General features: G+C 45.6%; 20 protein-coding genes and 3 riboswitches. Of the genes, 1 reads left to right on the forward strand and 19 read right to left on the reverse strand.

Annotated elements, in window-relative coordinates:
* Positions 1-14: 14 nt before the first annotated feature.
* The 19 genes from CHH48_RS17030 to CHH48_RS17120 all read right to left on the reverse strand — a co-directional run bounded on the left by CHH48_RS17030 (position 15) and on the right by CHH48_RS17120 (position 18465).
* Positions 15-1310: an O-acetylhomoserine aminocarboxypropyltransferase/cysteine synthase family protein gene (locus CHH48_RS17030; RefSeq protein WP_095220513.1), complete on the reverse strand. Its 1296-nt coding sequence runs from the start codon at positions 1308-1310 to the stop codon at positions 15-17.
* Positions 1307-1573: a hypothetical protein gene (locus CHH48_RS17035; protein WP_245840430.1), complete on the reverse strand. Its 267-nt coding sequence runs from the start codon at positions 1571-1573 to the stop codon at positions 1307-1309. The genes CHH48_RS17030 and CHH48_RS17035 overlap by 4 nt, the downstream gene beginning before the upstream one ends.
* Positions 1574-1608: 35 nt before the next feature.
* Positions 1609-3222 (reverse strand): ABC transporter substrate-binding protein, encoded by a 1614-nt coding sequence (locus tag CHH48_RS17040; protein ID WP_095220511.1) that lies wholly within the window; start codon positions 3220-3222, stop codon positions 1609-1611.
* An 8-nt stretch (positions 3223-3230) separates the two neighbouring features.
* The gene (locus CHH48_RS17045) at positions 3231-4577 is read right to left on the reverse strand and encodes an LLM class flavin-dependent oxidoreductase (RefSeq protein WP_095220510.1); all 1347 of its coding nucleotides are present in this window, start codon (positions 4575-4577) and stop codon (positions 3231-3233) included.
* Positions 4574-6388: an ABC transporter ATP-binding protein gene (locus tag CHH48_RS19980; protein ID WP_095220509.1), complete on the reverse strand. Its 1815-nt coding sequence runs from the start codon at positions 6386-6388 to the stop codon at positions 4574-4576. The genes CHH48_RS17045 and CHH48_RS19980 overlap by 4 nt, the downstream gene beginning before the upstream one ends.
* Before the next feature lie 21 nt (positions 6389-6409).
* Positions 6410-7273 carry an ABC transporter permease gene (locus CHH48_RS17055; protein ID WP_176466504.1) on the reverse strand — a complete coding sequence of 288 codons (864 nt, stop codon included), beginning with the start codon at positions 7271-7273 and terminating at the stop codon, positions 6410-6412.
* 16 nt (positions 7274-7289) lie between these two features.
* Positions 7290-8213 carry an ABC transporter permease gene (locus CHH48_RS17060; RefSeq protein WP_095220507.1) on the reverse strand — a complete coding sequence of 308 codons (924 nt, stop codon included), beginning with the start codon at positions 8211-8213 and terminating at the stop codon, positions 7290-7292.
* A gap of 128 nt (positions 8214-8341) precedes the next feature.
* Positions 8342-8445, reverse strand: a riboswitch (SAM riboswitch).
* Between the two features lie 144 nt (positions 8446-8589).
* The gene (locus CHH48_RS17065) at positions 8590-9132 is read right to left on the reverse strand and encodes an NADPH-dependent FMN reductase (protein ID WP_095220506.1); all 543 of its coding nucleotides are present in this window, start codon (positions 9130-9132) and stop codon (positions 8590-8592) included.
* A gap of 18 nt (positions 9133-9150) precedes the next feature.
* A complete protein-coding gene (locus CHH48_RS17070) occupies positions 9151-10278 on the reverse strand; it encodes a homoserine dehydrogenase (RefSeq protein ID WP_095220505.1) in 1128 nt (375 codons plus the stop codon).
* Between the two features lie 84 nt (positions 10279-10362).
* Positions 10363-10459, reverse strand: a riboswitch (SAM riboswitch).
* 71 nt (positions 10460-10530) lie between these two features.
* Positions 10531-11541, reverse strand: a complete 1011-nt coding sequence (locus CHH48_RS17075; RefSeq protein WP_095220504.1) for a ThiF family adenylyltransferase — start codon at positions 11539-11541, stop codon at positions 10531-10533.
* On the reverse strand, positions 11541-12305 hold the full coding sequence (locus tag CHH48_RS17080; protein ID WP_095220503.1) for a thiazole synthase: 765 nt from the start codon (positions 12303-12305) through the stop codon (positions 11541-11543). Before CHH48_RS17080 ends, CHH48_RS17075 begins: the two co-directional genes overlap by 1 nt.
* A 3-nt stretch (positions 12306-12308) precedes the next feature.
* A complete protein-coding gene (gene thiS, locus CHH48_RS17085; protein WP_095220502.1) occupies positions 12309-12512 on the reverse strand; it encodes a sulfur carrier protein ThiS in 204 nt (67 codons plus the stop codon).
* Positions 12509-13627, reverse strand: coding sequence for a glycine oxidase ThiO (gene thiO / locus CHH48_RS17090; RefSeq protein WP_095220501.1), 1119 nt, complete (start codon positions 13625-13627; stop codon positions 12509-12511). The genes thiS and thiO overlap by 4 nt, the downstream gene beginning before the upstream one ends.
* Positions 13611-14228, reverse strand: a complete 618-nt coding sequence (locus CHH48_RS17095; RefSeq protein ID WP_245840428.1) for a thiamine phosphate synthase — start codon at positions 14226-14228, stop codon at positions 13611-13613. Before CHH48_RS17095 ends, thiO begins: the two co-directional genes overlap by 17 nt.
* 101 nt (positions 14229-14329) lie before the next feature.
* Positions 14330-14441: riboswitch (TPP riboswitch) on the reverse strand.
* 107 nt (positions 14442-14548) lie between these two features.
* A complete protein-coding gene (locus CHH48_RS17100) occupies positions 14549-15331 on the reverse strand; it encodes an SDR family oxidoreductase (RefSeq protein ID WP_095220500.1) in 783 nt (260 codons plus the stop codon).
* A gap of 26 nt (positions 15332-15357) precedes the next feature.
* A complete protein-coding gene (locus CHH48_RS17105; protein WP_095220499.1) occupies positions 15358-16110 on the reverse strand; it encodes an SDR family NAD(P)-dependent oxidoreductase in 753 nt (250 codons plus the stop codon).
* Positions 16111-16490: 380 nt separating this feature from the next.
* The gene (locus tag CHH48_RS17110) at positions 16491-16982 is read right to left on the reverse strand and encodes an NUDIX hydrolase (protein ID WP_095220498.1); all 492 of its coding nucleotides are present in this window, start codon (positions 16980-16982) and stop codon (positions 16491-16493) included.
* A gap of 14 nt (positions 16983-16996) precedes the next feature.
* Positions 16997-17995, reverse strand: coding sequence for a serine hydrolase domain-containing protein (locus CHH48_RS17115; RefSeq protein WP_095220497.1), 999 nt, complete (start codon positions 17993-17995; stop codon positions 16997-16999).
* A 2-nt stretch (positions 17996-17997) separates the two neighbouring features.
* Positions 17998-18465 (reverse strand): hypothetical protein, encoded by a 468-nt coding sequence (locus CHH48_RS17120; protein ID WP_095220496.1) that lies wholly within the window; start codon positions 18463-18465, stop codon positions 17998-18000.
* Between the two features lie 89 nt (positions 18466-18554).
* On the opposite strand from CHH48_RS17120, the gene CHH48_RS17125 reads away from it, so the two are divergent.
* On the forward strand, positions 18555-19301 hold the full coding sequence (locus tag CHH48_RS17125) for a metallophosphoesterase family protein (protein WP_095220495.1): 747 nt from the start codon (positions 18555-18557) through the stop codon (positions 19299-19301).
* Positions 19302-19306: the final 5 nt, after the last annotated feature.

Here is a 19306-nt window from a genome sequence, read left to right on the forward strand (position 1 = left end):
TAATTTTCCTCCTTTTAATTTGCTTGCAACGCCTGATCAAGATCTGCAAGAATATCATCGATATCTTCCAAGCCAATTGATAATCGGATTTGATCCGGGTATACACCAGCCTGCAGCTGCTGCTCCTCTGTCATTCGAGCATGTGTCGTACTTGCCGGATGAATGGCTAATGTTTTCGAATCTCCTACATTGGCTAAGTGCGAGATTAGTGACAGGGAATCGATGAATTCCTCTGCAGCTTTTCGACCGCCTTTAATACCGAATGTGAAAATAGAGCTTGCTCCTTTTGGCAAATATGCCTGTGCCAATTCATACTGCGGATCATCCTTTGAGTCCGGGTAGTTCACCCACTCAACAGCTGGATGCTGGCGCAGGAAGGCCGCAGTCTCTTTAGCGTTATGGACATGCTGCTTCATACGGAACGACAATGTCTCCAGCCCTTGGATGAACAGCCAGCTATTGAATGGTGAAAGACTCGTGCCAAGGTCATGCCCCAATTCAAAACGCGCTTTGGCTATGAATGCCCGGTTACCTGCCAGTTTTGTGAATGATGTATTTCCGATACTCGGCTTATCCCGATTGAAGTCCGGAAAACGTTCATTCGTCCAGTCGAATGTGCCGGCATCCACTATCGCACCCCCAATGGATGTTCCGTGTCCGCCGATGAATTTCGTAGTGGAAAAGACGACGATATCTGCTCCGAAATCTATCGGCTTTTGCAAGTATGGTGTGGTGAATGTATTGTCTACGACTAATGGCAGACGATTTCTTTTGGCAATTGCAGATAAACTGTGGAGGTCCGCGATTTCCGCATTTGGATTCCCGATAGATTCGGTGAAAATTGCCTTTGTCCGGTCATTGACTGTCTGCTCTACTTCCTCAAGATTACGTCCATCGACGAATCTAACCGTCACACCGAACCCTTTGAACGTTTCTGAGAACAAATTATATGTTCCGCCATAAAGTGCGTTCGTTGTGATGATCTCATCTCCTGCTTTTGCCAGTGTCAGCAAGGCGACCGAGATCGCAGCCTGACCGGAAGAAACGGCAAAACCGCCGATACCTCCTTCCAATTCTGCTAAGCGCTCCTCCAATACCGCATTGGTTGGATTGCCGTTCCGAGAGTAGATGTAACCCGGCTCCTGCATACGGAACAAAGCAGCTGCTTTCTCTGTTGACTCAAATACATAGGAACTCGTCTGAAACAGCGGCACTGCTCTCGCCCCATTATGGGGATCTGGATGCTGGCCGGCATGGAGAGCAGCTGTATCAAATCCTAACTTTTTAGTGGTAATTTGTTTCTCCGTCATGTCCCCACCCTTTCAAATATTGTGATGAACTGCTCCAAATTCCTTGCAAGTCCGCCTTTACCAAACTTATCTCCATCTCTTTGTCCTGCTTGCTGCAAGAATAGAATCATCACTTTTCTTCTTTCCTTCAACTCGAGGATGCCGTACTCATACAGCCAGGCATCAATCGTATTGTAGATGCCTCGATTGATGCCATACTGGCCACTGCACCAGTTAATGAACTGGAGGTCGGGCCATTGCAACTGCGCTTGCTCTGTATTCACCAAGTTGTGTCCCCTCTCTTTTTGCCTGTCTCCCATCACTCTGGCAGGACCCACGTATCATAGAAATACGGCGACCCTTTTGTATCAAAATCAATATCGAATACCTGCTTATTTGCAGCAACCGTATACGGCAGCACGTATACAGGGATAGAATATACTTCCTCAAATAAATACTCCTGCAATTCCTCATAAAGGGAAGCCCGCTTTTCGGTATCCTGTTCATCTGTGGCTGCATCAAGTAATTCTGTCACTCTTGTATCCTGGTATTCATCGTGATAGCCTTCCTTGGCAGCAAGATAAGCACGCAGCACACCATCAGGATCCGGACCATACTGGCTGCCAATCCACATGTCATAATCCCCGGCCATTCTTCTGTCTGTATACTCGCCTCGGGAAATTGTATGGATGTTCAGCTCGACACCGATATTCTTCCAGGAATTCTGGACCATTGTCATAACGTCCATCCGCTTTTCTCGGTTGGCATAGAAGTCGATCATTTCTAACGAAAGGCGTTTGCCATCCTTTACACGGATGCCGTCTTCTCCCTTTTTCCATCCGAGTTCATCAAGCATTGCTTCGGCCTGACCCGCATCAAACTCCCATTTTCCCTCTAAAGCTGTATCGGCTCCGAGTAGTGAAGGAGATAGCGCCGCATATGCGCGATCATACGTCCCAAGATAGACGGTCCGTACAATAGCATCCCAATCGACGCCAAGACGAAGTGCTTCCCGTAATTCTTTATCCTGAAGAAGCCCTTCTGTCGCATTGAATTGAATTGCTGCATTATAATTCAGCAGCTCTACTTCAGATATATTCAAATCCTTATCGTTTTCCAAGACCTCAACATGCTGCGGTGGAATCGTATCGATAGCGTCAACATCCCCGCTGTGCAGACTGCTCACTCGAGTGGAGTCCTCCGTGATGATTTTAATGACCAATTTATCCAGATATGCCTTCCCTGTATGCACTGCATTTGCCGGTCCCCAGCTGTAGTACTCATTTCGCTCCAGCACATATTCTGTGCCTAGTGTGTAATCAGCTACTTTGAAAGGACCGGAACCTACCGGATTGACCGCAAATGAATCTCCTCTTTCTTCTACAGCAGTTGGCGATACCATAGCCAGGTTCTCCGTTGCCAGATTGCTAAGGAAAGGAGAAAAAGGTTTGCTGAAATGGATCCGCACAGTATGTTCATCAATTATTTCCGTCGATTCATACGGTCCGATGAAGCTGAGTGACAACCCTGGCGCATCTAAATTTTTGATCCTTTCGAAATTAAACTTCACTGCTTCTGCGTTAAAAGGGGTACCGTCTGTGAAAGTCACATCATCCCGTAAGTGAAATGTGTAGGATTTCTGATCATCCGATATCTCCCATTCTGTCGCCAGCCAAGGTGCGAAACTGCTATCCTCTTCTTGCGCTACAAGACTGTCAAACATGCTCCTTTGGATGCGGGAGTTACCTGGACTAGCCGATCGATGCGGATCAAGCAGGTCCCCGACAATCGGCACACTGATTGCAAAGGTCAACGTGCCGCCATACCTTTCATTCTCGGATACATCAGCAGCGCTGATTGTCCGTTCTGCATCCTGACAAGCTGTCAGACCTAGTAAACTTACAAGGAGGATGACGAGGTAAAATCTCTTCATCTGCTGATCTACCTCCCTACTTCCACTTTTGCAGCTCTTTTCTCGGTATACCGATTTTGCGGAATCGGCAAGCCCATATTCTCACGCAATGTTGCAGCCGGATCGTACTCGCTGCGGAAGACCCCTCTTTCCTGAAGAATCGGTACAACATGAGCTGTGAAATCTTGCAGGCTTGAAGGGGATGCCTCCGGACCTATGATGAAACCATCAGCAGCTTCTTCTTCGAACCATTGCTGGACAAGGTCTGCCACTTTCTTCGGTGTACCAATGAAAGGTGTTCGAGGGATAGCGCTTTCCAAAGCTACTTCACGCAGCGTCATCTGCCGCTTTTTGGCCATTTCAACTACCTTTTCGGTTGTGCTCTGGATCGATTCTTTCCCGATATCCCCTAAATCCGGGAATGGCGCATCCAAGTCATGCTTGGAAAAGTCATAGTAATTGAATGGTCTGCCTAAAGAGGTAAGCGCGCTTTCCAATGTGATCAGACTGAGGCGCTGCTGATACTTTTCCTCCGCTTCCTCCTCTGTCGGTGCAATGATAGGATTGATGCCCGGCATGACGGAAATATGATTCGGATCTCTTCCGTAAGCTGCAGTACGCTGCTTAATATCCTTGAAATACGCTTTCGCATTCTCAATACTGCCGACACCGCAGAAGATTCCTTCCGCATGTCGTGCAGCATAGTCCCTCCCCGCTTCCGACATCCCTGCTTGAAAGATGACCGGCTGTCCCTGCTTCGACCGTGAAATATTCAACGGCCCCTTGACCGAGAAGAAGTCTCCTTTATGATTCAATGCGTGCAGCTTATCACGTTCATAGAAAGTTCCAGCCTTTTTATCCCGAAGGAATGCATCATCTTCCCACGAGTCCCACAGCCCTTTCGTTACTTCCAAGAATTCATCAGCAATCTGGTATCTGAGGTCATGCGGATAATGCTCCTCTTGGCTATAGTTAGCCGCTGTTCCTTCCAGGAAGGATGTTACGACATTCCATCCAGCACGGCCCTTGCTAATATGATCTAGTGACGCCAGCTGCCTGGCGACAGTATAAGGCTGCGTATAGCTGACGGTTATTGTTGCAACTAATCCCAGATGTTTCGTAGCCATCGCTAGTGCCGATAGAATGGTGAGCGGCTCAAAGCGACTCAGATAATGCGGTGTAGAATCAGGCGTAATATAGACACTGTCTGCAACAAACGCAAAATCGAGTTTCGCCTCTTCAGCTTGCTTGGCCTGTTCCAAATAGAATTCCAGATTCGTCCCGGCATCGGCTACAGCATCTGGGTGTTTCCAGTTATCCCATCCTGTTCCGACACCATGCAGCATTGCTCCCAATTTCAAACGTCTCTCAGTCATCTCAATAACTCCACCCTTTCCTTTTTCTCCAATGGATAATGGCATGCAACAGCTCGTTCACCGATAAGTAATTCCATCGCTGGCGCTTCCAATCGGCATTTTTCTGTAGCCAGCGGGCATCTTGTATGAAAATGACATCCAGCAGGCGGATTCACAGGTGACGGAATCTCACCATGCAGCACATGGCGCTTTCGCTTGTGATCCAAGTCAATTGTCGGATTCGCTTCCAATAATGCTTTTGTATAAGGATGAGCCGGTTTGGTGAACAGCTCTTCAGCTGGCGCAATCTCTACAATTCTCCCTAGGTACATGACACCGATTCGATGTGATATATCACGTACAACATCCAGCCCGTGTGCCATGAAAACATAAGACAGTCCCATTTCCTGCTGCAGCTTTTTCAGCAATTCGATTACCTTTGATTGGACGGCAAGATCCAAGGCAGATACAGCCTCATCCAGTAACAGGAATTCCGGATGCAAGATAATAGCACGAGCAATATTGATACGCTGCCGCTGCCCTCCAGAGAATTCATGTGGATATCGTGTACGAGACGCAGGATCCAAGTCAACAAGCTGCAGAACTTCCTCTACGCGCTCCCTTATCTCACCCTTGGATAAGCGGGTATGGACGCGAAGCGGTTCTCCGATAATTTCTTCTACCTTCCAGCGCGGATTCAAAGCAGAAAAGGTATCCTGAAAAACAACCTGTGTATTTTTTCGAAGTTCCTTTTTCTCCCGCTTCGTTCCGCCGGTGACATCCTTACCGCGGTATAGAATTTGTCCGCTATCTGCTTCCTGGAGGGAAACGAGCAGCTTGCCGAGTGTCGATTTTCCGCTTCCTGATTCTCCGACCAGGCCCAGCGTCTCCCCTTTCCGTATATATAAACTCACTTCATCCACAGCCTGAACGTATTTTTTCGGCTGGAACGGTTTGCTCTTTAGCGGAAATACCTTGCTGATGCCTTCTGCTTCCAAAATTATTTCGTCATCCTGCCTGTTCTCATCAGAGGCAGAACTCGTAAGCAAATCATGCTTGGATTGCACCAATGACTTGGTATACCAATGACCAGGAAAAGCAAAAATCTCCAGAGCCGTCCCTTGCTCTACAATGCTTCCTTCATGCATGACTGCTACTTTATCAGCTATTTCCGCGGCAACAGCTAAGTCATGTGTGATGAATAAAATTGACATTCCTTCTTCTGCACGAAGCTCAAGAAGCAGATTCAATATTTGAGCTTGGATGGTTACGTCCAGCGCTGTCGTCGGCTCATCCGCTATTAGAAGTTCTGGCTGACAAGCAAGTGCAAGTGCAATGGCTACCCGCTGCAGCATACCTCCGGACAGTTCAAGTGGATATTGCTTCATCCTGGATGCTGGCTCCGGGATATGTACTTTCTCCAGTAATCCGATTGCTTCGTTCCACGCCTCAGAACGACTGACAGATTTGTGCTTGCGAATCACCTCAACGAATTGGTTGCCGATCGTAAAAACTGGATTTAATGCAGTCATCGGATCCTGTGTTACCATGGCAATCTTTCGTCCCCTTATACCGTTCATTTCCTGTTGCGCTAAAGAGGCAATATCTTCTTCCTGGAAGAGGATTTCCCCTCCAGTAATACGTCCTCCTTCGTAATCGATCAAACGAAGAACAGCCAGGGATGTTACTGTTTTGCCACTTCCGGAACCTCCCACAAGGCAGACAATTTCCCCGCTTCCAATGTCCAGATTCACATTGCGAACAGCTGGAATCACTTCCTTTCCACGCTCTATCCCTACAGATAAGTTTCTGATCTCCAGTAATGTACGCATATTACAGCTCCTTTCTGTTCTTTAAGACGTGGCAGATCGCGGATCAAGATAATTTCGGTAGGCATCGCCAAGAATGTTGACGGAAATAACGAATAATGAAATGAACAGACCTGGGAAGAATCCGATCCACCAAGCGACTGTAAGGTAGTCCCTTCCTAGGGACAGCAGATAACCCCAATCTGGTATTTCATGAACAGTACCTAAACCTAGGAAACTAAGACCTGTTGCCATTAAGATTGCATTCCCAACTCCGATTGTTGCCATAACAAGCATGGGCGGAAGACTGTTCGGTAATATGTGGAAAAGGATCCGTCCTGTATGTCCCAATCCAATTGACCTGGATGCATGAACATATCCCGCATCCTTCACATGCAGTACTTGCCCGCGCATCACTCTCGCATAGCCTGGCAATGAAGCGATGGAAACAGCCAGAATAAGGTTCAGCGTACTTGGTCCCAAGACAGCCGAAACGAGAATAGCCAGCATAATACCGGGAATCGTCATTATAATGTCCATGATTCGCATGAACGTATTATCCAATGCGTTATTACAGTAGCCAGACACCAACCCGATTAACGCGCCGATTCCTCCGCCAATTAAGACTGACAGAACACCGATAACCACGGATTGCTGACTGCCATGTACAATCAGACTGAAAATATCTCTGCCGAATTGATCGGTTCCTAGCAAATGCTCCAGTGATGGAGCTAATAAGGCATCGCTTGGATCCATCCTTGTCGGCGAATGACTGGCAATCTGATCAGGGAATAATGAACAAATTACAATGAATAGGATAAAGCCGGTTGAGAGCAGCAGCAGACTTCCTGTCCACCAGCTGTTCCGGCGGTACGACAAAGATTTGATACGCTTTAAGCTGCCAATCATCATAAATCACCCTTTCTCACTTCTCATTCAGCCGAATTCTCGGATCAATATATCTGTAGGAAATATCGACAAGCATATTGATCACAACATAAAAGGCGGCAGTAAACAGGATGGCACCTTGAATGATCGGAATATCCTTTTGGTCGATTGCATCTACAATAAGTCTCCCTAGTCCCTGTCTTGAAAAAACAGTTTCCGTAACAACCGAACCAGCGAGCATCTCTCCAAAGATCATTCCCACCATAGTCACCGCTGGAATAAGGGCATGACGCAGAATATGCTTAAACAAAATTGCTCGCTGCCCGATACCTTTTCCGCGTAAAGATCGGATGAATGGCTCATTAGAAGCTTCCAAAATGCTGTTCCGAATCAGCCTTGTAATCACTCCCGCGCCGGTAATTCCGAGACCAATCGATGGCAGAATCAGCTGCTCAAAGGATCCATTTCCGATGGACGGCAGCAGGTGGAGTTGTACGGAAAAGATCCAAATAAGAAGAATTCCAATCCAGAAATTAGGAGTAGAAACCCCGATCAAACTCAACACCCGGATAATGCCATCCAGCAGTTTGTTCTGATATACCGCTGATAAGATACCTAAAATCAGACCTAGTACAATAGCTACAATCATGCTCGATATGGTTAGCGCCAATGTTGGTCCCAAATTATCAAGCAGCCGGTCCAGAACCGGTTCACTATTCGCATAAGAGGTTCCTAAATCTCCTTGGAATAACCCAGCTATGTAATCCAGATATTGTGAAATAAGTGGTCTATCCAATCCGAGTTCTTCTCGAAGCTGATTTACCGTCTCTGTCGGCACATCGTCTCCGGCTAATAATGTCGCTACATCTCCAGGAAGAATATTAACGATAATAAACACAAGCGTGACCGAACCTAAAATGACACCGGCAGCCATACCGAAACGAGACAATACATATAGCATTGCTGTCCACCTCCATCCACCTTATATAAATTAAACTTTTCCAATCATCATAGTAGGAATTAAAGGCACAGAAACCTCTATCTAAAAATAAAACGACTCCCCACGAAAGATAAGTGGGGAGTCGTTCCTGCTTATCTTTCGGGATCACCCGATGGATTTGGCACAGTATTCCTGACGGAACCCGCTGCCGAAGCTTCATAGGGCCATATCCCTCCACTTCTCTTGATAAGAACTATTCAATTAAATAAAAAAACGCTTTTACTCCTACAAACGGGGAATAAAAGCCTCTGGTGGTCCAGTCAGCATTTATACAACTTATGGTAATTAGAATAAACGCAATCCTTGTACGCGTCAATATAAATTCAAAATATTTAAATTATTTTAACAGTATATGGGCGGCAACAGCTTGATGCTGCAACGCCTCATCCAGCCCAATAACAAATTGCTCCAGTGTTTTTTGACAATCTTCGGTCAGAATAAAATCCTTGTATTCTTTTCGGCTTACAGCCAGCTGTTGGGGAATTGCATGCGCAGACAGACTGCGAAAAACAGTCCGCATCCCATTCAATGTATTGATACCGCCCTTTAGTCCTCCTGTACTCGTTAACAGTCCGACGGGCTTACCTTTCAGCAAATCTTTATCCAGATAGTCAATTGCGTTCTTTAATGCCCCGCTGTAACTGCCATGGTATTCAGGTGAACCGACCACAAGTCCCTCTGCCGAACTGATTCGTTCCCGCAGCCAATCAGCTGCTGCTCCAGCCGGCCGGACCGGGTGAAAAAGCGGCAGATCTAATTCCCCTATATTGATTATATCGGTCTCATATCTGGCCTTTTGCAACAGCGTCTGTACTTCTTCTAACAACTTCCTCGTTGTAGATGCAGGATTCAAGCTTCCGTTTAGAAATACGATTGTCATCCGAACTCTCCTCCTGTATTAAGCTTCTGCTTTAGCCGGTTTTCTAGCGGCAACTCTATAATAATGGCTATCAGATTCAACGTTTTCTCCGTGCAGAAGAATGGTCTCACCAGACGGCAAGTGAACGAAAGGAACTGCCTCGCGCTTCTCCGTGAATTTGATTACCCGCTTTACTTCTATTTCCTTCCGCTGGTGGACAAGATTCGCCAAGTCCTCAACGATGGCGCTTGCAGTCGGCAATGCCCCAGCACCTGGCCCTTGAAGCTTCAGCTTGCCAACTAGGTCACCTTCCACACATACAGCATTATCTACTCCATCCACGCTGTACAAAGGATGTGCAGCAGATAAAATGACTGGTTCGACAGATGCAGTCACTTCTCCGCCCGCATTTTCAAGCGTAGCAACATGTTTGATTTTCCAACCTTGTTCTCCAGCAGCTTGGATATCCTGTGAGGAAACTGAGCGTATTCCCTTTCGTGTAACTTTCTCCCAGTCCGGCTGAGCCTCGAACAACAAATCACTTAACACCATCAGTTTATAAAACGCGTCCCAGCCATCAACGTCATTGGCGGGATCAGCTTCTGCAAATCCTGCTTCCTGCGCAAGCTGCAGCGCTTCCTCAAACGGTAGTCCCTTATCGGACATTTCCGTCAGAATAAAATTGGATGTGCCATTCAAAATTGCCTCTACTTTAACGACATGGTTGATATGCAGAAGCTGTTTCAGCGTCCCAATCACCGGCACGCCACCTGCGACTGCAGCTTCATATTCCAGCCGCACGCCTTTCTTCTTAGCCAAGCGTTTGAGCTCTGCACCCCGGGAAGCAATCAGTTCTTTATTTGCCGTGATGATATGACAGCCATGATGGATCGCTTCAGTCAGGTAGCTGAAGGCTGGCTCAATGCCGACACTTGCTTCGATGATTACATCGAGGTCAGATATTGAGAAGAGCTCCGCTGCATCGTCTGTCAGCAATGCGTCCGTTACTTGCTGTTCATACTTCTGCTTCTCCCGCACCAAGACACCTGCCACTTGTACTTCCTTACCAAAAATCGCCTGCAGATTCGCTTGATGGGAGCGGATCGTCCTCCCTACAGCACTTCCTACTGTGCCATATCCAATCAACCCTATCTTCACTGCTGTCATCTGTTTTGCCTCCTTAAATAATTTTCTGCATAAAAAAAAGCCTCCCTGAGAGGACAGGGAGACGAATGTACCGTACTGTGTCTTCTCTCATCTACAGGAATTAGCACCTATACAAGTTAAAGTTACACTTGCAGGTTGCCGGGCATCATCGGGCCAGTCCCTCCGCCGCTCTTGATAAGAGTTTTGTATTCATTTGTTATGAAGGAGTTTAGCATGAATAATATATAGAGTCAACTGAAAATTCAAACAACATTATCCGACAAGACTGTCATAAAGGGAACGCGCTCGGCTTATATCGGCCACACCATGAATGATCGCCCTGCCATCAGCAAATAACACAATTCGATGACCCTTGTATTGAAAAGCAAGCAAGTATTCATTGGCAGTGACCTGATCGAGTGCATTTGCCCATTCTTCTGATAAAGCTGGCAAATCCAGTGATTTGTTGGCGCTAGGCCGGATATGGACAGCCTCCCTGCCGCAAAGGACATCAAGCCTCGTCCGGGAGGAACCATTCAAAAAAGGAAATTCTGCATTTGTGCCGCAACTGGAACAGCTTGAATTGCGAAGGCTATTTACGTCCACCTTCGTATAATCACCTGTCCATATATCAAACGCACACAGTTCTGCCTTTACTTCCTGACCGCATAAGATTCGCAATGCTTGTGTGACTTGCATCGCTGCCACCCATTGGACAATCGGACTGATGATTCCCGCTGTATCACATGTTTCGCTTTGCTGCGGAAGCTGTTCCAGAAGACAGTGAAGACATGGAGTATCTATATCTACAAGCACTGGGTATGTTATCCCATAGCTGCCTACACACGCTCCATACAAGTAAGGAATACTATGCTTCAATGCTGCATCATTGATAATTAAACGTGTCTCGAAATTATCTGTAGCATCCACAATTACATCCGCACCTTCAATCAGATGCTCGATATTATGGTGGTCAACATTTTCGATCACTGTATGCAATGTCACTTGTTGATTGATTGCCTGTAATCGCTCCCTTGCTGCAAAAGCTTTCGGCAAATAGGAAGCAGCATCTTGCTCGGTATACAGCTGCTGACGCTGAAGATTATGAAATTCAACATAATCCCGATCAATAAGCACCAATTCTCCGATACCTGCACGTACTAGCATCTCTGCGGAAGCAGAGCCTAATGCTCCCATCCCTATTAAGACAATTTTACTGTTTTCTACCTGCGCCTGCCCATCCTTGCCGATGAACAGCTCCTGTTTCCGATAACGATCCTTCATCAGGTAATCAAACCTTCATTCGGGCTGCTTGCTACTGCATAATCTTTTTCGGGAATTCTTCCTGCTTCGAACCCTAATCGGCCTGCCTCAATGGCTAGCTTCATTGCATGTGCCATACGAACAGGGTCAGCAGCACCGGACACAGCTGTATTCAACAAGACACCATCAGCCCCAAGTTCCATTGCATAGGCAGCATCTTTAGGTGAACCAATACCAGCATCGACAATGACTGGTACACTGCTCTGTTCAATGATCATACGCAGGTTAAAAGGATTGATGATTCCTTTCCCTGACCCAATTGGCGATGCACCCGGCATGATCGCATGCACTCCCAGATCGACGAGTCGCTTAGCTAATACAACATCATCTGACGTGTAAGGCAGAACAATGAAGCCTTCATCCAACAGCATTTCTGAAGCCCGCAAAGTCTCGACTGGATCTGGAAGCAACGTCCTATCACAGCCGATCACTTCCACTTTCACCATATCGCATAACCCGGAAGATTTGGCTAGTTTGGCTATACGGACAGCCTCCTCTGCCGTCTTTGCCCCTGCTGTATTTGGCAGTAAAGAGTACTTTTCCAAATCCAGCTGTTCCAGAAAATTAGGCTGAGATGGCTCAAATATATCCATCCGCCTCACAGCAAATGTCAGTATCTCTGCCTTCGAAATATTGACTGCCTCTTCCTGCACCTCAAATGACGGGTATTTGCCTGTTCCTAATAATAAACGGGAAGTAAAAGTCTTATCTGCAATCTGTAACATCCTTCATCCTCCTCCTACAAAATGAATCAGCTCAACTTTATCACCATTTCTAATCGACTGTTCTGCATATGCAGTCTTGTTAATGATCTCTTTATTCAGTTCGACAATCACAATTCTTTTTTCCAGGGAAAGTGATGCTAACAGCTGAGCTATAGTCTTGATATCAGCGGATAATTCCTGCTGCCTGCCATTCAGCTGAATGTTCACATTAACACCTCCTCGCCAGTGTTCAATCTGTCGACACGAAATGCTTCCTTCCATTCTTCCGGAACCACATTGTTGCCTATCAAATCACAAATCATCTTACCCGTAGCTGGAGCAAGCAGAATTCCATTTCGCTGATGTCCAGCAGCAATATACAAACCCTTCATTTCCGGATGTTCACCAATTAGCGGCTTGCCATCTGATGTCTGAGGTCTCAGACCTGCCCAGCTTCTGCGAAACGGCATCTTATCCACATTCGGCAGCATTTTCCTCGCCTTCTCCATCACAGTCTGTAATCCGCCAAGTGTGGGTTCGGTACTCCAATCATTCTTGACCTTGGTTGCACCTATGACCAGTTCGTTGTTGTTCCGCGGGACAATATAATGCTGATCATGGAATAAACTGCATGTAAGAGGAGTTTGTGTATTCGTAACAACAATGCACTCACCTTTCACTGGAAAAATCGGCATTCCCAATCCTGAACGCTGGAGCAGAGCATTACTCCAAACCCCGCTGGCAACCACCACACGATCAGCCTGCCATTCCCCCTTGGAAGTCCGTAACCGATAACGACCGGATTCCTTCACAATCTCATCGACCCGGGTATACGTATTAGTTTGGGCACCTAGCATACGTGCGGCTGTATGGAATCCTTTGCAGGCAATTGCAGGTGTGACATGCACATCTTCTGCCATATGAACAGCACCTGAAACTGATTCTGACAATCCGGGTACTTTCTTTAACACAGTTGCACGATCCAGCCATGTTACACCTTCCAACGAAGCTAACGGTGACATTATTGTGTCTCCTTCTGTATAAACAAGCTGTAATAAACCACCTGTACGACGTTCCATGTCTATCCCTGTCAGGGAGCGAATATCCGCTTCCGCTTGTTCATAAAGCCTTTGGCTAGTACGGGCAAATGGATAAAGTGAAGCACCGAATTCCTTATACTCAGAATGGGCACCTAACATACCAGCTGCAGCTTGCGTCGAGCCTGATCCGACTTGGCCCGCTTCCAGCAAATCAACTTGATGGCCCGCCTTTGCTAAATAATAAGCGATTGCGCTGCCGATGATACCTCCTCCAACAATTGCTACTTCACTGAATCTCTTCAAGACGCAGACACTCCTCCCTTAAATTCTTCACGGCATCAAGCGGGTCTTTCGCTGAAAAGATACCACTCATAACAGCAACCCCATCTAAATCAAGCGCTTTCAAATAGACTAATCTTTCTACATCGATTCCTCCTATTCCATACAAGGGAGTTCGGATGTTCTGACGAATATATCCTAAATTGGATAAAGGCTGCGGGGATTTCCCTTTCTTACTGGCTGTGGGAAAACAATGCCCGTATAGCGCGTATGCAACTCCGGCTGCCTCCGCCTGTACTGCTTCTTCAAGTGAATGAACAGGCGCACCAATCCGCAAATTAGGATACAGCTTTTTCAATTCTTCCAGCGGAAGACCATGACCCGGTATATGCACTTGCCTCAAGCCAAGCAACGAAGCTGTATCCACTCGGTCATTAAGCCAAAGCTTGTTTGCTGGCAGCCCTTCCGCCAAAAGCTCCTTACAGAGTTGGTACACTTCACCAGCAGACTTTCGTTTTTCCCTGATCTGCACATGATCGACAAAAGGGTGTATCTCAAGCAAGATACGCAGCAAGTCTCCTGCCTCATGTGCATCATCAGTTACTGCCATCAATTTGATTGCCATCACCTCCTGTATACGAACAGGCCGGACATACAAAAAACACCACTCCCTAAAGGAAAGTGGTGTGAAACTTGCGAATAAATACATACAAAAAAAGCATGTAAACTCGAGTGTCTACACTTTCCTACGCAGGTCCGAACCTGTTCAGGTTATGAGGGTTTAAAGAGTCACTACTCTTAATCTCAGCCCTTATAAAGGGATCCCCTAGTGTGAATCATTATGAACTTACCCACATCGTAACATAAATAGCATTTTATGCAAGATTTTGATTATAGAAAAGAAAAGACCATCTGGTTTTTTCCAGATGGTCTTTCAGCGCTTACTTAGTATTTATAAGATTGTCCGCCATCAATTGGTATAACAGTAGCATTGATGAAGTTTGCTTGATCGGAAAGAAGGAATGCAACAAGATAACCGACTTCCTCTGGCTTACCAAAACGTTTCATCGGGTTAACGCTGACGAATTCTTTTCCTGCCTCTTCCCAGTTTTCTCCGCCAAGCTGACGAAGGGAACCTTCAACCATTGGTGTCATGATGGCACCTGGTGCAATGGCTTTAATGCTTACACCGAATTGTCCGTATTCGATACCGGAGTTTTTAGTAAGACCTACTACACCATGCTTACTTGCTGCATAGCCGGACTGGTTACCGATTCCGCGGATACCACCTACAGAAGCTGTATTTACTACAGAACCATGACCTTGCTCTTTCATTACTTTCAATACGTGACGCATGCCGTAGAAAACACCATTCAAGTTAATGTTCACAACGCGGTCGAATTCATCCACAGGGTACTCTTCTGTTAGATTCTGTGTTCCTTCCACACCAGCGTTGTTGAAGAAACTATCGATCTTACCAAACTGATCAATTGTTTGTTTTACATACGCCTCAACTTCCGGCTCGTTTGCACAGTTTGCCACAATTGTAAGGACCTCTGCTTCAGGTGCTACTGCAAGAACTTCCTGCTTTGTCTCTTCCATTCCTTTTTCACTCAAGTCAACAAGGGAAAGTTTTGCACCTTCTTTTGCTACTTGCAAAGCTGCTGAGCGGCCTAACCCAGAACCGCCACCTGTAATCAATACTACTTTATCTTCAAAACGTTTCATGGAAATCTCTCCTTTTATAGTTATGTTTAAATTGCAGTAAATCCGCCATCGATTGGTACAACTACACCGTTAATATATGGTGCTTTACCAGTCAATAGGAATGTGACAAGCTCTGCCACTTCCTCCGGCTGGCCAAGACGCTTCTGCGGAATTGGTTCCGTTGCATTCTTGAACGCATCTGGATTCTTTTCCTTATATTCTCGAACCATCGGCGTCTCTGTCGTACCTGGAGCTATTGCATTTACCACAATGCCTTGCTCGGCATACTCAGCAGCCAATGTTTTTGTAATCCCAACCATCGCATGCTTCGTCGCAGAATATGTACCAACTGTCGCTTGGCCAACAACACCCGCTGTGGATGATGTGTTGACAATTCGACCACCGCCATTAGCAAGCATTACATCCAATACATATTTCAAACCATAAAGGGCGCCATTCAAATTAATTCCTAATACCATATCGATCTGCTCGATTGTATTATCCACAAATTTTACCCCTGGGCCAGAAATACCTGCATTATTATAAAACATGTCTATAGTGCCAAATGCCTCTACCGTTTTATCCACATAATGCTTCACTTCTTCAGCCTTGCTTACATCAGCTTTAACGAAGATAGCCTTTGACCCTTTTTCTTCTACTAAGCGAACTGTCTCTTTACCAGCTGTCTCGGATATGTCAACGACGCTGATTGCGATACCTTCTTCAGCCAGTCGCAATGCTGCAGCTTGTCCAAGTCCGCTGCCCCCTCCAGTGATGACTGCAACTTTCTGCTCACCCATAAGCAAAGCCCCCCTGAGTATGTAGAAATAGGTTTATTTACCTACCTCTATGTAAAAGCTTACACCTACAATGAAAATTCAGTCAAGCGAATTGCAATGGGACAGAATCATTTATTACACATATAAGATTAATATGTTCAATAATTCAATTTGTAATACTTTCGGCAGAGGCGGAAGTGGTGTTGCTCATGAATTCCTATCAAGTGAATGCTTTAAATCAAGTTGGGGTAATGGGCGAGTGGATCAGGGTAGCGGATGTTTCCGGCAATATTGCTTTCTATACCGGAAACCACCCTTTTGAATTGAAATGTTTCATTATGCAGATCTTGCTTTCTATATTCTTCGTCGGCAGCAGAATGGAGGGTGCATATAGCTGCTTTTCATTCCGCCTCCACAGAGATTTTCTCTTTATGAATCAGATGCACTGGTACAGATGGCAAATTGACTAGCTTTTCTCGCAGGAAATCAGGTTTTAGAGAGATTGCCTCGATTCTTTCCAAGGGAATCCATTCGTAAATAAAATCCCCAGCAACATGAGAAATAACCTCTCCATTCCCCTGAAGTTTATTTTCCACATCTTTAATCAAATAAATAAAACTGTACTCATGGAAGGGATAATCTCGATATGCAAAAAAATTCTCCACAACCCATAGCAGCCGATCTGCTTTAGCAGAAATGCCAAGTTCCTCTTCGAATTCTCGCTCCACGGCATGAGCTGAATCTTCTCCAAGCTGGATTCGCCCGCCAATTAGCGTCCAGAATGGGTCTTTTTTGTTCTTATGCAGCAGCACATGATTATCTTTCACAATTATGCCAGCAGCCCGGCAATTCAGCATCTGTTCTCCTAAATCAATGGTCAAATCCTGTGTCATCTACTTCCTGTCTCCTATTCTTCAATTGCTTGTACCATATAATAAGGGCCGGCACCGTGGTTTGAAGGTACAACTACCTTTCGTTTAGATTCTGGATAATAAGCAGCATGGAAACTTACACCTGGATCGAATCCGACAACATAGTACTTCTTGATTTTTCCTGCGTCTTTTTTGATCCAGATGCCATATCCGTAAGACGTTTCCTCATCCACTTTGACATGCGGCTTCAGCAGCTCCTCGGTAAGTTCTGCGTTCAGCAGCTTATGCTGAGTTAATGCATCCCAGAAACGCGCCATATCAGAAGCACTCACATACACCCCGCCATCCGCACCACCTCTTACCGGCAGCGCATATATATTGGACCGATACTCATCTTCGTCTTTAATATAGCCGATTGCAGTATTCCCCGGCAGTTTATCAAATGCAAAATAGCCAGCTTCTGTCATTTCAGCAGGATCAAACATATGCTTTTGGACAAAGGCCGCAAATGGTTCGCCAGCTAGCTCCTCTACTACTAATCCCAATACGATGAAAGCAGCGTTGTTATAATGGAACCGTTCACCTGGCGGAAACATCATTTTTTTGTCTTGGAATAATGGCAGAAAATCTGCACCAGATCTTACCCGGTACATCGGCAGTGTTTGCCATAGCTCCTCAAAATCATCCATTTCTTCTTCATCAAAATAATCCGGTATGCCAGACGTATGTGTGAGCAAGTTGTGTATTGTAACGTCTTGATGGAAATGTGGAAATGCTATCGAGAGACAATCTGTTAACTTTGACTGAAAATCCAGTCGTCCTTGCTCTACTAGCTTCGCAATCGCCACAGCTGTGAAAATCTTTGCTCCAGAAGCTATCCCAAACCTTGTGTGTTTATCAAATGCTAGTTTGTCTTGCTTATTTGCATAACCATTTTGGAAGAAAAAGCTTTCCTGATCTTCTTCTACATACGCCACACCAGAAAAATCTATTTCTTCTGCTACTTTTACCAACTTATTCTTTAATCCGCTCATACTTAAATATCCTCCTCTTTTGAATCTTCAAAATACTTGCAGCAGTCCATTAGTAAAAAAATCAGCCATCTGCTGACTGGTGCTGCCAACGGCAGCAGCAAAAACCCATAGATAAAACCCCACGCAACAATATCTCCAACAGCTAAATTCTCCAGTTTATCTCCCCATACGATTACATGAGTCGTTAGAGAACCGAGCGAACCGGCATAGGTGACCACAATGAAAGCCATGATGATACTGATCAACCATTTAACCCCTTCACTGACTTGGTCAATCCTTTTGAATTGCGCTCCAGCAATACTGAAAACCACTAGGAATGGGACAATGACCTGAAGGAATACTCCAATATACATTATCGAGGATCCAGCCATTATAAAAGAGCTGCTGACAACAACTCCAAAAACAAAGGTACAAAGTACAGCAGCCGTGATACTGAATGCAGCTCCGACAATCAAACCTTTCACACTCATGTAATCGACCCCTATTCTCCACTCACAAACCATGTTACCATAATTGGAAATATATGAAGGATATAAAAAGTATGAATGGGGTTGGTTGTATGCGCATTGCTGTCCTGACAGATATACATGGAAATCTACCAGCACTAGAGGCTGTGCTAGCGGATATAGACAAAAGGGGAGACATCGAGCATATTTACTGCCTCGGTGATATGCTGGCGATTGGTTATGAAACAAATCGGATATTAGAGCTTTTATTTGGCAGGGAAGATATATTGATGATTACCGGAAATCACGATGAAGCTGTGCTGGCACTAAGCGGACAGGAAACTTACCCCGAAAGCCATCAAAACGAGAGAGCACATCATCAATGGATTGCTGACCGAACTGATCCAGGTTATCTTGATAAGATACATAAGCTGCCACGTCAAATCTTTCAGCAGATTGAAGGGCATGCTGTTTTGTTCACGCACTACCATATATCCCACGATAAGGCGACTGCACATATAAGTGAGGACCCTTTTTCTCGTATTGTTAAGCCTTCCCTGGAAAGCCTGGAGCTGTTATTTCAGGAACAAACGGATACAGAACTCATTTGTTTTGGTCATCACCATCCGCTTCATCATTTTCGCAACAACCGCAGCATCTTTCTGAACCCTGGCTCTCTCGGCTGTCAACCAAAGCCTGCCGCACCTTACGCAATTGTAGATATAAAAGAAGAAATAAAAATAAAACTAACGGCAGTCCTATATGATAACAGATCTTTCTTAGAAGGATATGAAAGATTGAAAGTACCCGAACGAGATATCATTCTTAAAATATTTCACGGCGGACAACTGCAGAAATAGAAAAA

This window comes from Terribacillus saccharophilus (genome assembly GCF_002272075.1).
GTDB classification, from domain to species: domain Bacteria; phylum Bacillota; class Bacilli; order Bacillales; family Amphibacillaceae; genus Terribacillus; species Terribacillus saccharophilus_A.

Bases quoted from the DNA above. Each gene is read 5' to 3' on its own strand.
- CHH48_RS17060 (WP_095220507.1), bottom strand. From the start codon at position 8,213: ATGCTATATGTATTGTCTCGTTTCGGTATGGCTGCCGGTGTCATTTTA.
- CHH48_RS17120 (WP_095220496.1), bottom strand. From the start codon at position 18,465: ATGAGTGTGAAAGGTTTGATTGTCGGAGCTGCATTCAGTATCACGGCT.
- CHH48_RS17125 (WP_095220495.1), top strand. From the start codon at position 18,555: ATGCGCATTGCTGTCCTGACAGATATACATGGAAATCTACCAGCACTA.
- CHH48_RS17110 (WP_095220498.1), bottom strand. From the start codon at position 16,982: ATGACACAGGATTTGACCATTGATTTAGGAGAACAGATGCTGAATTGC.
- CHH48_RS17105 (WP_095220499.1), bottom strand. From the start codon at position 16,110: ATGGGTGAGCAGAAAGTTGCAGTCATCACTGGAGGGGGCAGCGGACTT.
- CHH48_RS17045 (WP_095220510.1), bottom strand. From the start codon at position 4,577: ATGACTGAGAGACGTTTGAAATTGGGAGCAATGCTGCATGGTGTCGGA.
- CHH48_RS17070 (WP_095220505.1), bottom strand. From the start codon at position 10,278: ATGACAGCAGTGAAGATAGGGTTGATTGGATATGGCACAGTAGGAAGT.
- CHH48_RS17080 (WP_095220503.1), bottom strand. From the start codon at position 12,305: ATGTTACAGATTGCAGATAAGACTTTTACTTCCCGTTTATTATTAGGA.
- CHH48_RS17055 (WP_176466504.1), bottom strand. From the start codon at position 7,273: ATGATTGGCAGCTTAAAGCGTATCAAATCTTTGTCGTACCGCCGGAAC.
- CHH48_RS17065 (WP_095220506.1), bottom strand. From the start codon at position 9,132: ATGACAATCGTATTTCTAAACGGAAGCTTGAATCCTGCATCTACAACG.
- CHH48_RS17100 (WP_095220500.1), bottom strand. From the start codon at position 15,331: ATGAAACGTTTTGAAGATAAAGTAGTATTGATTACAGGTGGCGGTTCT.
- CHH48_RS17095 (WP_245840428.1), bottom strand. From the start codon at position 14,228: ATGGCAATCAAATTGATGGCAGTAACTGATGATGCACATGAGGCAGGA.
- CHH48_RS17075 (WP_095220504.1), bottom strand. From the start codon at position 11,541: ATGAAGGATCGTTATCGGAAACAGGAGCTGTTCATCGGCAAGGATGGG.
- CHH48_RS19980 (WP_095220509.1), bottom strand. From the start codon at position 6,388: ATGCGTACATTACTGGAGATCAGAAACTTATCTGTAGGGATAGAGCGT.
- CHH48_RS17040 (WP_095220511.1), bottom strand. From the start codon at position 3,222: ATGAAGAGATTTTACCTCGTCATCCTCCTTGTAAGTTTACTAGGTCTG.
- CHH48_RS17030 (WP_095220513.1), bottom strand. From the start codon at position 1,310: ATGACGGAGAAACAAATTACCACTAAAAAGTTAGGATTTGATACAGCT.
- CHH48_RS17115 (WP_095220497.1), bottom strand. From the start codon at position 17,995: ATGAGCGGATTAAAGAATAAGTTGGTAAAAGTAGCAGAAGAAATAGAT.